We start from the raw sequence: 14,498 nt of genomic DNA, 5'->3' as shown, positions 1-14,498 counted from the left end.
ATACTTACCTATACATTTATTAATGAAGAATACCTTAAAAATCGGCATCGTAGGTCTGGGTCGTATCGGGCAAATTCATTTGGCCAATATAGCTACCCGGGTAAAAAATGCAGAAGTAGTTGCTGCGGCTGACATCACTGAGAATTTGTTGGATTTTGCCAGAAGACACGGTGTTGAAAACGTTTCTACCAACCCTGAATACGTTCTGACACATCCGGAAGTGGAGGCAGTTGTTATCTGTACACCTACTCCTACTCATGTGCCTTATACTATTCTAGCTGCACAACATGGCAAACATATTTTTTGTGAGAAACCGCTTGACCTGAGCATTGAGCAGATTCTTGTGGCTAAAGAAGCCGTAGAATTGGCAAATGTTCAATTAATGCTGGGCTTTAACAGAAGATTCGACGCTAACTTTCTGAAAGTAAAAGAAATGGTGCACAGCGGAATGGTCGGCGACCCGCACATTCTTAAAATCACCAGCCGTGACCCTAATCCACCGCAAATACAGTATGTAAAATCTTCGGGTGGGCTTTTCCTTGACATGGCCATTCATGATTTTGACATGGCTCGTTACGTAATGAACAGCGAAGTAACCGAGGTTTACTCCAAAGCTAAAGTATTGGTAGACTCACGCATCGGAGATGAAGGCGATATTGACACGGCCATTACTACGCTTACTTTTGCCAACGGCGCCATTGGTGTCATTGATAATAGCCGCAAGGCTGTTTACGGTTACGACCAGCGTATTGAGGTCTTTGGTTCAGGCGGTATGACACAAACCAAAAACAATACACCCGATACGCACGAATATTATAATGAAAAAGGCGGTCATCTGTCGTTGCCTCTTAATTTCTTTCTGGAAAGATACGCCGAGGCCTATGTGAACGAAATAAACGTCTTTGTTTCAAGTGTGCTGGCAGGCGAAAATGTGCCCGTAAACGCACACGACGGGCTAATGGCTACTGCTATTGCCATGGCTGCCAAACAATCGTATCTGGAAGACAGACCAGTAAAAATAGATGAGATTTTGAATGCCATTACAGCATAGTTTCGAAGAGTACACCTAACACCAGATTCAACCCTAAACCAGCATATTATCCGAATGGAATCGCCCGGCTTGCATACCCTCGATTACGTAGTTTTCTTTTTTTACTTTGTATTGATAAGTGGCTATGGCTACTGGGTATATCGTAAAAAGAGCTCCGATAACAACACAGCAAAAGGATACTTTCTGGCCGAAGGTTCGCTTACATTCTGGGCGATAGGTGCTTCGTTAATAGCTTCAAATATTTCAGCCGAACACTTTATAGGTATGTCGGGTTCAGGCTTTGCTATCGGGCTCGCTATCTCTTCTTATGAGTGGATGTCGGCCGCTACACTGCTGGTAGTAGCCGTTTTCTTTCTGCCGGTGTATCTCCGGAATAAGATTTATACCATGCCGCAGTTTCTGCGCCAGAGATACAATCCGCTGGTAGCTACTACTATGGCCATTTTCTGGTTGTTACTGTATGTTTTCGTAAATCTTACTTCAATTCTCTATTTAGGTGCGCTGGCATTGGAAGTAACCGCCGGAGTAGACTTTAATATCTCGATTGTTGCACTGGCTGTTTTTGCCATTGTTATCACCATAGGTGGCATGAAAGTAATCGGTTATACCGACGTAATACAGGTAGTTGTGTTGGTTTTAGGTGGATTAGTCACTACTTATCTGGCTATGGATTTAGTCGCCAAACATTTCAATACTCCGAATCTTTTAAGTGCATTTGGTACCCTAAAACAACAGACAGACGCGCATTTCCACATGATTCTTCCAAAGTCAAGTCCTTACTATAAAGACCTTCCGGGCCTAACAGTAATCATTGGCGCCATGTGGATTAACAACCTGAACTACTGGGGCTGTAATCAATACATTGTACAACGTACTTTAGGTGCTGACTTAAAAACGGCCCGTCAGGGTATAGTCTTTGCCGCATTCCTAAAATTATTGATTCCTCTGATTGTAGTAATACCCGGAATCGCCGCTTTTGTATTGTATCAAAACGGTGTATTCCAGAAAGAAATGCTTGATGCTGCCGGTGTTGTGAAACCCGACCATGCGTATCCTGTATTATTGAACCTGCTACCATCCGGTTTAAAAGGCATTGCTTTTGCAGCTTTGACTGCTGCCATTGTGGCCTCATTGGCAGGTAAAGCCAACAGTATCTCGACTATTTTCTCATTAGATATTTACAAGATTTACATCAAACCCGATGCATCTGATAAACATCTGGTAAAAGTAGGCCGCATTGCTGTTTGGGTAGCTATGGGTATTGCTGTACTGATTGCTCCTCAATTAAGAGTGCTCGACCAGGCCTATCAGTTCGTACAGGAGTATTCAAGCTTTATAACCCCGGGTGTATTTGCCATTTTCTTCCTGGGTTTATTCTGGAAACGTACCACCGGCACAGCCGCATTGGTGGCAGCCTTGCTTACTATTCCTTTATCGCTGGCATCAAAAATCTGGTTTGAAGAAATTCCATTCCTTGACCGCATGGGAATCATCTTCCTGATATTAGTTGCCCTGATGGTAGCAATTAGTTTGACCTCTAAAAATAAAGACAATTCTAAAGGCATGGACATCGGTATTCCGAAACCTGACTTTACCATGGGCTTTATTATATGCAGCATTATTATCTGCGGTGTCTTAACTGCTTTATATACCGCTTTCTGGTGAGAATGATATCCAGGCGAACTCAAATTTTGCCCCACATTTATAAATTATTATTGTAATGCTCCTGACAACCAAAGAAATATTCAAAAAGAGTTACGGCAAATACGGGATTCCGGCCGTAAACGTGTTTTTCATGGAAGAAGTCCACGGACTTTTTGCCGCTGCTGAAAAAGCGAATGCTCCGTTTATTGTTCAGACTACCCCATTTGCCCGGGATTACGCACATCCCAAAATGCTGTTAGCGATGATTGAGGCCGCAGCCAAAATATATCCTAAAGTAGTATATGCCGTTCACGTAGACCACGGTGTAGAAGAGCACATCTATGATGCCATTGACAGTGGAGGCTACACCTCAGTGATGATTGATGCGTCGCATGATAATTTTGATACAAATGTGACCCGCACCAAAGCCGTTGTTGAAAGAGCTCATGCCAAAGGTATTAGCGTAGAAGCAGAATTAGGTGTGCTGGCAGGTATAGAAGATGACCTCATTGTGGAAGCAGGTAAATCATCGTACACTAATCCTGAAGATGTAGAAAGATTTGTCAATGCTACCGATTGCGACTGTCTGGCCATTGCGGTAGGCACCAGTCACGGGGCTTATAAATTCAAAGGGAAACAAGGCATACAATTTCATATTCTGGAAGAAATCCAGCGTCGTCTGCCGGAGTTTCCTCTTGTACTTCATGGAGGTTCATCTGTCAATCCGGAAGAAATTCGTCGCATCAACAATGCCGGAGGTGCGCTGAAAGATGATGCTCAGGGGGTTTCAATGGCCGAAATTCAGAAAGCCATCACCTTGGGTGTTTGTAAAATTAATATCGCAACTGACACCCGTTTATTATGGACAAGGGTTGTACGTGAGTTTTTCAGAGATACACCCGACCAGTTTGCTCCTACTACTCCGGGCAAGGTGGTGATGGAAGAATACGTAAAATTCATGCTGAATAAATTTGACGATTTTGGCACCACTGGCAAGGGTGTAGATTTTGGAATTAGTTAATTGAGTAATAAAAATTAAGCACTCATTCACTAATTCACCATTCACTAATTCATCATTGAAATGGCAAATACTATCAAGCTAACCGTTGCTCAGGCAACTATAAAATTTTTAAAGAATCAGTACATCGAAAGAGATGGTGTAGAACAACTCTATTTCGGAGGTTGCTTTGGTATTTTCGGGCACGGAAACGTGGCAGGATTAGGACAAGCCCTGCAACAAAACCCTGACTTCAGATATTATCAGTGCCGCAACGAGCAGTCGATGGTACATACGGCTGTGGCCTATGCCAAAGTTAAAAATCGCCTGGGGGCAATGGTTTGCACTAGTTCTATCGGCCCCGGAGCAACCAACATGATTACCGGAGCCGCACTGGCAACCATTAATCGTCTTCCCGTTCTTTTATTACCCGGTGATATTTTTGCTACTCGTGAGCCTAATCCGGTTCTACAACAATTAGAAAGCAGCAGCACACAGGATATATCGGTGAACGATTGCTTTAAACCTGTCTCAAAATATTGGGATAGAATCAGTCGTCCCGAGCAACTGATCTATTCTTTGCCCGAAGTTATGCGTGTACTTACCTCTCAGGCAGAAATGGGTACAGTTACCCTCTCTATGCCACAGGATATTCAGACACATGCGTATGACTACCCCGAAGAACTATTCAAAAAGAGAGTATGGCATATTGCCCGTCCGAGACCTGATAAAACTGCCTTGCTAAAAGCGGCTGATATTATAAAAAACGCCAAAGCCCCCGTAATTGTGGCAGGAGGCGGAGCTACTTATAGTGACGCTAACTCAGTACTTCACACGTTTGCTACCAAAACAGGCATACCAGTAGGTGAAACCTTTGCAGGCAAGGGGGCAGTGCGTTACGATGCACCTTACGCATTGGGTGGACTAGGCGCTACAGGTACCAAATATGCCATTGAAATAGCCAACGAGGCCGATGTGGTAATTGGTATAGGTACCCGTTACAGCGACTTCACAACGGCATCCAAATCTATTTTCCAGAATCCTGAAGTGCAATTCATCAACATTAATATTTCAGATTTCGATGCCTTCAAGCATGCCGCTTTACCATTGGTTGGAGATGCCAAAGTAACGCTAGAAGAACTGGGTGAATTATTAGGTGATTTTGAAGTGGAGACTTCCTACCGGGCACGCATTGCAGAAATGAACCGTGCATGGGACGAAGAAGTAACTAATATCTATGCAGAAGGTAATGGAACAGTACCTCCTATCGACCAGGCGGTGGTAATCGGTACCCTGAACAGTTTCATGGAAGACCGCGATATTATGATTAATGCTTCCGGCTCTGCTCCCGGCGATTTACATAAATTATGGCGTGCAACTGACCCTAAAAACTTCCACCTGGAATATGGTTTCTCAACGATGGGTTATGAAATTGCTGCCGGTTTAGGAGCGAAAATGGCTGATACTTCACGTGAAATATATGTAATATGCGGTGATGGCGGTTACCTTATGAATAACCACGAAATTGTAACAGCTATTCAGGAAGGATACCGATTTACCATATTGCTTCTCAATAATAATGGTTTTGCCAGTATCGGCGGCTTATCAGAAAGTATAGGAAGCGAGCGTTTCGGAACCAGATATGTTTATCGCGACGAAAATTCCGGACAATTATCAGGTGATTTCCTGCCTGTTGATTTAGCCAAAAATGCTGAAAGCCTCGGGGCAGTAGTGATAAAAGCTACCGACAGAGCATCGTTAGAGCAGGCTTTAGCCGATTCTAAAACTCAGGATAGAGTCACCGTCATTTACATTGAAACCAGCCTGTACAGAACCGTAAAAGGCTACAACGCCTGGTGGGAAGTGCCTATTGCAGAAGTTTCAGAGTCTGAAAGCGTTCAAAAGGCATTCGATACTTACAAAACCAATAAGAAAACACAAAAAATCTATTTATAATCTATTACGCGTTAACCACAGCGTACTAAATGTTACGGCAATGAGTACTAATAATATAAAATTAGGAGTAGCACCTATTAACTGGACTAACGATGACCTGCCAGAACTGGGGGCTGAAAATACTTTTGAGCAATGCATCAGTGAAATGGCATTGGCCGGATTTGAAGGCTGCGAAGTAGGCAACAAATACCCACGCGATACAGAAGTGCTGAAGAAAGCACTGAACCTACGCAATTTGCAGATTGCTAATCAGTGGTTCAGCTACGAGCTTACCACCAAATCATTACAGGAAAACGTAGTTGAGTTTAATAAACTGCTCGACTTTCTGGGTGCTATGGGTTGCACCATAGTTGGTGGCGGAGAAACAGGTAATAGCTGTCAGGGAAAGAATGTTCCGGTTTTTGAAGGCAAAGGTATGTTGCACTCAGCAGCCGACTGGAAAAAGTACGGAGAAAACATGAACGAACTGGGCAAGATAGCATCTGACAGAGGTTTTAAGTTATCGTTCCATCATCACATGGGCACTATCATTCAGACTATAGAAGAGACCGATAAGTTTCTGGAAAACACTAACTCTGATTATGTATTTCTGAATTATGATTGCGGCCATTTCTTCTTTGCGGGTGAAGACCCGGTTACTGCTCTGAAAAAATATATCAGCCGTGTAGGCCATGTGCATCTGAAAGATATCCGCCCGAAAGTATTGCAACAAGTACACAACGAAAAGTGGAGTTTCCTTACGGCTGTTAAGAACGGCGTATTCACCGTTCCGGGAGATATTGAAGGATGTATCAATTTTCCGGCAATATTCTCTATCTTGCAGGAGAATAACTATAAAGGCTGGGCAATTGTAGAAGCTGAGCAAGATCCTGCGAAGGCGAATCCTTTAGAGTATGCCCTGATTGCAAGAAACTATATAAAAAAGAACCTCGGTATATGAGTGGACAGTCTCAAATTACCATTAAAGACATTGCCAGAAAATTCAAGTGTTCGCCCTCGACTGTATCGAGGGCGCTGAATGACCACGATGCCATCAATATTGAAACGCGTAAAACCATTCAGGAATACGCAAAAAAAATGAATTATCAGCGGAATCAGGTTTCGCTGAGCCTGTTGAATAAAAAGACATATTCGCTAGGTGTTGTTATCCCCTCTCTCAAATACAGTAATCTTGAGGCTTCGGTTATTGAAGGTCTGCAATCGGTTTTACAGCCATTAGGTTATACCATCAGTATTTTCATTTCACAGGAAAGCCACGAAATTGAAGCGCAGAATGTAGAACAATTATTAGCGAGCCGGGTAGATGCCATTTTCCTGTCAGTAAGTCAGGAGACCTACAATCTGGGTTTCTATGGCCACTTTGACAGAATCATTAATGCCAATAAAAGTCTGATTTTCATTGACCGCGACTATGAGGGTTTCAAGTCAAGCCGTGTAGTGATTGATGATTATCATGGTGCTTATATTGCAGTAGAACACCTGATAAAGATGGGCTGCAAAAGAATTGCGCATCTGAAAGGGCCAAGTGGCACGTCTGTTTCAGAAAAAAGAATGGAAGGATATATTGATGCTTTAAAAAATAACAATATTCCGGTAGACGAAGATTTAATTCAAACAGCGGGGTTTCTATCAGACAGAGCCATTTTCCCTACCAAGATTCTATTAGACAATCCGAATCGTCCGGATGGAATCTTTGCCGTAAACGACCGGGCGGCTATTGGCGCCATTTCAGTTATCCGTTCAGAAGGATTAAATATTCCTGCCGATATTGCAGTAGTTGGTTTTGATAACGACCCCTCATCGGCCTATATTACGCCATCACTTACCACCATATCTCAGCCAAGTTTTGAAATCGGCAGAGAAGCCGCTCAGCTTTTTCTTAACTCTCAGAATGTAGACAAAGAGGGAGAAGCGAAATTTGAAAAAATTATACTTCCCCCTGAACTGTTGATTCGTGAATCTTCACTAAAAATTTTGTAGATTTTCTATTAAGACAAGGTTTCTTTAAACAGCCCTAATGTTCGTTCCCAAGCCAGTTTCGCAGCTTCCGGACTATATCGTGTCGGTGCTAAATCGTTATTAAAGGCATGATTCGCACCCTCGTATACGTATAATTCATACTTAGTACCAGCCGCCTTCAGCGCCGTTTCGTAAGCCGGAATACCCGCATTCACTCTTTCGTCCAATCCGCCGTAATGAAGCTGAAGTCTTGCTTTTATTTTAGGTACATCTGCAGCATCTGCTTGTCTGCCATAATAAGCTACCGCAGCATTTAATTTCGGATCGTTAACTGCCAATTGGTTTGCCAGCCCACCTCCCCAGCAAAAACCTACACAAGCGGTTTTTCCATTGCTATCCGGTCTGGTTCTCAGATAGTCTAATCCTTTCAGAAAATTATTTATATTTTTCTGATTATCCAATTTACCAAATAAACCTCTGGCTTCCTCTTCATTAGCAGGAGTACCGCCAAAAGGAGACAGTGCATCAATAGCCAGTGCCAGATATCCTTCTTTGGCTACACGCCGTGTTACATCCTTAATATGCGGATTCAACCCTCTGTTCTCATGTATAACTGCTACTGTACCCAGCTTACCTTTTACATTTTTAGGTTTGCACAGATACCCACGCATGGTTACGCCGTCACCTTGGTAAGTTATACTCTCAATAATTAACTCTTCATCTTCTTCGCTTACGGTTGCAGCATACGCATAATTAACTTCCAATAGTGGTAGCACAGCCAATGCGGCAGCGGTACTTCCGGTAAGTTTTATCAGGCGTTTCATAAACTCCTCACGATTGAGTGGCTTATGTGTGTACTCGTCGAACAAATTAATAATTTCTTGATTCATAAACCTTATGTTTAATTTTTGAACTTATTATATTTATACAAGGAGAAAGTGTTTCAGTATTTTTCAGATACGGCAGGTTTCAAAGGTTATATTGTATTCAAATTTACAAAAAAGAAGCTTGTCGCAAAGCAACAAGCCTTTTTATTAACCTAATTTTATATTAAAATCTTGATCTCTTCTTTTATATGAAGAAAGATGATGTAAGTCTGAGTTAAAAAAATCGGATGATGATTCGGTGTATTGGTTACACTCTAAGCAATAGACGAAAAACGATCCCAATGGGTTTCAAAAAAAAACGGTTTTAATATCTATTTAATTTTTCTGCCCTCTATTTTTCTTCAAAACAACTAACAATTAATGTATGTTCAAACACATATTATACCATTGGGCATATTTTCTCGACAAGTAAGCAGATTTATTATAAAATAGTCGAGTTTTTTCTACAATAAGTCGGTAAAACCTCCTAAACTGCATAAAAGCGACGCCTTGCTTTCTGTCATAGATTTGATTATTAAACAATAAGCGTTTATTTCGTTATCATTTTCTCAGAAACATGGCCATCCAATCATTTGTTCAACGGCACCGAATCCTAATAGTCCACCTCATGTTCTGGTGCGCCTATTTCTCTTTTTTCTTTTACCAGATTAGTTTCCAGGATGATGAACAAAGTAGTTATCTGCGGCTCCTTGCCGACGCCTGTGCACACGTGTCTGTCATTGCAACGGCCAGTTATATTAACTACTTTTATTTTCTTCCCCGTTTTCTGAAACATAAAAAACTTTGGCGTTACATCCTTGAGTTTATCATTCCGTTTATCGTCCTGCATATTTTCCTGATTTATCTTAAAAGACAGATTTATGTAGACAGCGGAGACCTGCGCCGTATTGAAGTGGTTTATAGTACCAAGTTCTTTATCAAGAGTTTTATCAGCGCTTTTTTCATTGTTATTTTCGTAGGGATGCTGAAATTCCTGGAAGACTGGTTTGAACTGGAAGGTCAGAAAAAAGAAGTGGAAAATGAAAAACTGACAGCTGAATTAAGATTCCTGAAAGCACAGATAAATCCGCATTTTTTATTCAATACACTCAATAATCTTTATTCGCTGGCTTTTTCAAATTCACCTAATACAACCGAAGTAATTGCCAAGTTATCTAAAATGATGCGGTATATGCTTTATGACTCCAATCATGCAAAGGTGCCTCTTGATAAAGAAATTGAATACATTGAAAATTACATAAGTCTGGAAAAGCTACGTTTGAATCAGCGGATTCCTATAGATTTTGAAGTAAAAGGCCCTACTAATCAGGTTATGATTGTACCTTTGGTTCTGATTACGTTTCTGGAGAATGCCTTCAAACATGGAGTAAACGGCAATGACCCGAGCTCATGGGTAAAAGTGCTGCTGCAGATAGATGGTAAAACCTGTACTTATACAGTAGAAAACAGTACTTTAGCAGCAACCAGCACAATCCGCGAAAGCTCAGGTATAGGCTTGCAAAACCTTAAAAGAAGATTAGAGCTGAGCTACCCGGGTGCACACAGGCTTAGTGTGGAAAACAAAGATAATAAACACAGCATTCAGTTAAAGATAGATTTGAGATGACAATCAGGTGCATAATAGTTGAAGACGAACCTCTGGCCCGTAACCTGCTGGAACAGTACATACATAAAGTACCCTATCTCGAACTGGTTCAGTCATTCCCGAATCCACTGGATGCACTTCAGTTTCTGCACCACAATTCGGTTGATTTACTGATTTCTGATATTCAGATGCCGGAACTCACCGGTATCAGCCTGTTAAAAGTGCTGCCCATCAAACCGCTGATTATACTCACTACTGCGTATCCCGAATATGCATTGGAAGGTTACGAGCTCGATGTAATGGACTATTTGCTGAAACCCGTTACTTTCGAAAGATTCCTTCAAGCCATAGAAAAAGCTGAAAATCGCTTACAAATTATCAGACAGGCAGCAGCGCATGAAGGGCCATCCAACAACAAGTCTTTTTTATTCGTAAAAGACCGGACAAAATTGGTAAAAGTTAAGCTGGATGATATTATTTATGTAGAAGGCCTTAAAGACTATATCATCATTTATACGAAAGACAAAAGGATTGTTCCGCTACAAACACTCAAATCGTTCGAAAGCCAGTTACCGGCCGATCAGTTTATTCGTATTCACAATTCTTATATTGTTTCTTTTGATGCCATAGAAGCCATCGAAAAAGAAAAAGTACAGATTGTTCCTATCACGTATCAGACAGGTACCCCTGCGCGTAACTTCCTGCCTATCAGTGACACTTATCGTAAAGCCTTCAAGGATTTCATTGAAAAAAAGAGCAGTCAGTTTTCAGGTTGATGCGTACTGTCGTGGCTACTGGTATCAACAGCCGGCAAGCTCTTTCTATACAATAGGGAATCGAGCCATGCGGCTTTTTTTGCCTCGGCAATTTCTGTCGTGGCACTTAACAGGCCTACAAGGTATTTCACATTGTCTGACTGTATAAAATCAGGATTTTTTTGAACAGCATCCAGATTCTCCTGCGTAGAATGCGCATCCCAAACCGCCACTCTTACTCCGGCTATATGAGCCGTTTGAATATCTTCAGCAGAAATGAGATTTGTCGAAATAGTTATGCCATAAAACCCTTCCGACCTGGCTATGCTTAGCCCTTCTTCAAAGTTTGAAGGATAAATGAAAAGTTTGTATCTGTCTTTTTTTTGCTGCAAAACTTTAAGAAATGCTACATCGGTCGACTCAATGCAGATTCTCCGTTCCAATTCATATTTTTCAACCAGTTCAACAATGGCATTTGCAAACTTATCCAAATAGGTATCGTCGTCGGTAGTTTCCCTGTACAATTTGCAATCAAAAGTAAATCTGTAGTTATCAACGTTCTTTATGCTACCCAAAATTTGTTCAAGAGATACTACAGCATACCTCATATAAGGTGTTTCATTGTAATACCCATTTTTTACTTCATCCCAAAGCAATGAATTGACTACTCCCTTCAGGTTTGTTTTGGCCGACAAATCAGAATCATGAAAAGCCACCAGTACTCCGTCTTTTGTCATTTGTACATCCAGCTCTGTGCCATCACTGCCTACATTTATGCAATTCTTAATCGACTCAAACGAATTCATCGGGTAAGCAGACGCTATACCCATCCCTCCATGACCCAATACGGTAATCATGTCACGATTAAGATTATTGATTGCAAAAATGATTGCCTCCTTTTCGCAGGAAGCAAAGATGAAAAGCAACAGAAACGGGATGATTTTTTTCATATAAACATGTTTAAAAAAAAGCATAACCTATCGATAACCCATACCAATGCTTTAATGTTGTAGTTGATGAAACAATAGGGCAATAGTTTAATCTGAAAACTAACCCTTTACTGCTCTTCTGATAACGATACCCTATGCTGAGATTGGAGCTTAGTGAATTATCCCGCTCGACCTTAAAATCTACTGCACTCGCTTTTACAATGCTGGCAAATGTCTGCCCTATTGCCACTTCAACATGATGTATTTTACCATAATAGGCATTCAATGAAAACGGGATGGTCACATCGGGATTAACTCTGGTCTCAAAATCTCTTAATCGGTAGGTACCAACGCCAAGCCTTACTCCTATATGAACATTTTCTTTCCTGAATATAAGCCGCTCGTAGTTAACAGAGCCATAACCTCCCATTCCCAGAGCCTCTATGTAGATTGCATTATGAGTCGTCTTATCAGTAGATAGTTGTGCTGAAACGGTTTCATGATAAAAGATTATTACTACTACAGTAAGAATAGTTGTGGTGTTCATGTAATATGCTTATCTGGTTTCGTTAATTAACAAGCATAATAGGTGTAGTAATGAAAGAAAGACGGCACATGCCTCTTTTTGGTTGCATGGAATAACTCCTGATTACTGGTTTGCAGTGGTTATTGTGGCACAAAATCGTGACCCAAATATTGTGTTTCATTAAAAAAGTTTAATTTTGTATTTACAAAACACATTTTAGTATGAGTACTATTTCAAGAGCCTTAAAGCTCGCCCTAAGCTTTATTTGCTTTTTCTTTCTTTCTGTCACTTTCGTTCAGGCGCAGTACTATCCCGGATATGGCCGCAACTCAGGCTATGGTGGAGGGCTGAACAGATATGGCAGTGAATTTGATAATCCGAAGCCCAAGGCTCCGTTAGATCCCGACGAAGTTGCCAAAGAAGAAACCAAATGGATGATAAAGAAGCTCAAATTAACAGATGAGCAAGAAGTGCTGATATCATCATTGAACGAAGACTATGCCTATCAAAGAAAAGACATGTATGAACGGATCAAAAAAGATTTCGGCGACACAAGGCCTACACCTCAGCAAATCAAAGAAGCCAAGGAAAAAATAGCAACACTGGAGGAAAAACAAAATAAGGAGCTCGAAAAAATTCTTACTCCCGAGCAGTACAAGATTTATACTGATAAAAAAGAGGCCGTTAAGAAAAAAGCAAAACAATAAGATATGTATCCTATTATTAAATGCATAATCTTTTCTGCCAGGGCGTGCTAATACCTTTTAGATTACTAATAAAAGATATAAAGTCTCAATACTACTGTATACTGGCAATTGTGTTTTTTGTCGCCGCTTGCCATCTGGGTTCTTATGCACAAAGCACGCATGCATTGCCCGACTCCCTGCTTTTAAAACCGCTTGATAAGCCCCGTACAAGTGCGGGGTTTGTGCTGAATTGGGATGCCCGTAGTTCATTCATAAAAGACAAACGAGTTAATATATGGGGAGTAAACTCCGGCATTTTTTTTGGTCGTAAAAGAAACCAGATAACAGCCGGGTATTATTGGCTCAGCTTCAATTCCTATATGCGGTTGCTCGATTTCCGGAAGAAAACCTCAAAACGGGTTAATCTTGATTATTATACCAAAACCGATTTGTATTTTTTCAGTCTGATGTACTGGAAAAACTTCATCGACAATAAACGATGGCGCGTAAGCATGCCTGTTGAAGTAGGAATCGGCGCCACGAAAAATCAGGAAACAAACCTGCTGACGGAAATACAGGTATGGAAAAGAAAAGATTTCTTTATGCCGCTGCAAACAGGGCTGTATGCCAAATGGAAAGCAACCAGATGGATAGGGCTTTCAGTACAGGGAGGTTACCGCTACGCACTCATATCAAAAAATATTCAGGAAAATTACGACGGCTTCTATTATAGTTTTGGGTTCGAACTTCAACCCGATTTATTTAAGGATATTTACAGGTGGACATTCCGAAAAAGAAAACAGGCAAATCAACTCATGACCGAATCAGCCTTTACTCCGTCTCATTAAAATCAATTTAAAAATTTCAATGTTCCATTAATAGTTTTAAAAAAAATTTATAATATTGACTACATTTGTCTATACAAGTTATTCCGATAGCAATCTGGACGCAAAAAAGTGCAAACCAACCCTAAAGAATCACTTTTTAAAGTATTTTTAACAAAGACAAAAAATTTCGTAGATAAATTTTGTACATTCGTCTAAATATTCGGCATAATATTAATTTTGCACAATAAAAAAAAAGTAATAAATTTGAAATGAAAATCGGATAAAGACGAAGAGGCAACGATAATACTTCAAGAAAATTATAAAATTTCTTGTTTTTTTACCAAAGTTTTTTTTAAATTTGTCCCATAGAAAATAAATAATTGAAGAAATACTTGTTTAGTTATTGTTTTCGTTTTTATATTTGATACCGAAATCTGCGATAAGGAAAAGTGAGGTAAATAAGATATCGGAACAGGACTTAAATTTTAAGTTCTACTGCATTAGAACAAAAATATTAAAGATAAAAGTTGTGTGGATTTAGTAGCGGGAAAGGCTGGAGTAATTACTCCAGTCCTTTTTTTTTATGTGCATGCCTATCTTTTTAATCGCTTTTTAACCCGCTATTAATGACAATTTTAATACCTTCTCATAATTTTGTATCAGAAATTAAAAATATAATAATATAGTTTTTTCATA

At 40.4% G+C, this 14,498-nt stretch carries 13 protein-coding genes; 10 read left to right on the top strand and 3 right to left on the bottom strand.

All coding sequences use genetic code 11. The features are described 5' to 3' along the window. The first annotated feature begins 22 nt into the window (after positions 1-22). Genes iolG through AC1RRY_RS07050 form a run of 6 tightly spaced genes read left to right on the top strand, consistent with a single transcriptional unit; the run spans position 23 to position 7,628 of the window. Positions 23-1,051, top strand: a complete 1,029-nt coding sequence (gene iolG / locus AC1RRY_RS07075; RefSeq protein ID WP_492817020.1) for an inositol 2-dehydrogenase — start codon at positions 23-25, stop codon at positions 1,049-1,051. A gap of 54 nt (positions 1,052-1,105) precedes the next feature. Next, positions 1,106-2,716, top strand: coding sequence for a sodium/sugar symporter (locus AC1RRY_RS07070; RefSeq protein ID WP_492817022.1), 1,611 nt, complete (start codon positions 1,106-1,108; stop codon positions 2,714-2,716). Between the two features lie 55 nt (positions 2,717-2,771). Then, positions 2,772-3,716 carry a class II fructose-bisphosphate aldolase gene (locus AC1RRY_RS07065; RefSeq protein ID WP_492817024.1) on the top strand — a complete coding sequence of 315 codons (945 nt, stop codon included), beginning with the start codon at positions 2,772-2,774 and terminating at the stop codon, positions 3,714-3,716. A gap of 60 nt (positions 3,717-3,776) precedes the next feature. Continuing rightward, on the top strand, positions 3,777-5,648 hold the full coding sequence (iolD, locus tag AC1RRY_RS07060; protein ID WP_492817025.1) for a 3D-(3,5/4)-trihydroxycyclohexane-1,2-dione acylhydrolase (decyclizing): 1,872 nt from the start codon (positions 3,777-3,779) through the stop codon (positions 5,646-5,648). Between the two features lie 40 nt (positions 5,649-5,688). Next, the gene (gene iolE / locus AC1RRY_RS07055; RefSeq protein ID WP_492817027.1) at positions 5,689-6,588 is read left to right on the top strand and encodes a myo-inosose-2 dehydratase; all 900 of its coding nucleotides are present in this window, start codon (positions 5,689-5,691) and stop codon (positions 6,586-6,588) included. Next, entirely contained in the window at positions 6,585-7,628 is a 1,044-nt protein-coding gene (locus AC1RRY_RS07050) for a LacI family DNA-binding transcriptional regulator (RefSeq protein ID WP_492817029.1), read from the top strand. The genes iolE and AC1RRY_RS07050 overlap by 4 nt, the downstream gene beginning before the upstream one ends. A gap of 8 nt (positions 7,629-7,636) precedes the next feature. Here the strand turns inward: AC1RRY_RS07050 and AC1RRY_RS07045 are convergent, their stop codons facing one another. Next, positions 7,637-8,497: a dienelactone hydrolase family protein gene (locus AC1RRY_RS07045; protein ID WP_492817031.1), complete on the bottom strand. Its 861-nt coding sequence runs from the start codon at positions 8,495-8,497 to the stop codon at positions 7,637-7,639. A gap of 604 nt (positions 8,498-9,101) precedes the next feature. Between AC1RRY_RS07045 and AC1RRY_RS07040 the strand changes: the two genes are divergently transcribed. Continuing rightward, the gene (locus AC1RRY_RS07040) at positions 9,102-10,100 is read left to right on the top strand and encodes a sensor histidine kinase (protein ID WP_492817032.1); all 999 of its coding nucleotides are present in this window, start codon (positions 9,102-9,104) and stop codon (positions 10,098-10,100) included. Then, complete coding sequence (locus AC1RRY_RS07035) at positions 10,097-10,855, top strand: LytR/AlgR family response regulator transcription factor (protein WP_492817034.1); 759 nt, start codon at positions 10,097-10,099, stop codon at positions 10,853-10,855. Before AC1RRY_RS07040 ends, AC1RRY_RS07035 begins: the two co-directional genes overlap by 4 nt. On the opposite strand, the gene AC1RRY_RS07030 is transcribed toward AC1RRY_RS07035, so the two are convergent. Together AC1RRY_RS07030 and AC1RRY_RS07025 are read right to left on the bottom strand one after the other, a co-directional pair. After that, on the bottom strand, positions 10,840-11,784 hold the full coding sequence (locus AC1RRY_RS07030) for a glycerophosphodiester phosphodiesterase (protein WP_492817036.1): 945 nt from the start codon (positions 11,782-11,784) through the stop codon (positions 10,840-10,842). The two genes, AC1RRY_RS07035 and AC1RRY_RS07030, sit on opposite strands and share 16 nt — an antisense overlap. A 10-nt stretch (positions 11,785-11,794) precedes the next feature. Further along, positions 11,795-12,310, bottom strand: coding sequence for a hypothetical protein (locus tag AC1RRY_RS07025; RefSeq protein ID WP_492817038.1), 516 nt, complete (start codon positions 12,308-12,310; stop codon positions 11,795-11,797). Between the two features lie 200 nt (positions 12,311-12,510). Between AC1RRY_RS07025 and AC1RRY_RS07020 the strand changes: the two genes are divergently transcribed. Both AC1RRY_RS07020 and AC1RRY_RS07015 read left to right on the top strand, forming a co-directional pair. Continuing rightward, a complete protein-coding gene (locus AC1RRY_RS07020) occupies positions 12,511-12,996 on the top strand; it encodes a DUF4890 domain-containing protein (RefSeq protein WP_492817040.1) in 486 nt (161 codons plus the stop codon). A gap of 110 nt (positions 12,997-13,106) precedes the next feature. Next, complete coding sequence (locus tag AC1RRY_RS07015; RefSeq protein WP_492817042.1) at positions 13,107-13,823, top strand: hypothetical protein; 717 nt, start codon at positions 13,107-13,109, stop codon at positions 13,821-13,823. The last annotated feature ends 675 nt before the right edge of the window (positions 13,824-14,498 follow it).

The sequence above is a fragment of the Emticicia sp. GW821-FHT11C11 genome (assembly GCF_058808615.1).
The sequence above is the reverse complement of the archived record's forward strand: the minus strand, read 5'-3'. Positions and strand labels throughout refer to the sequence as shown.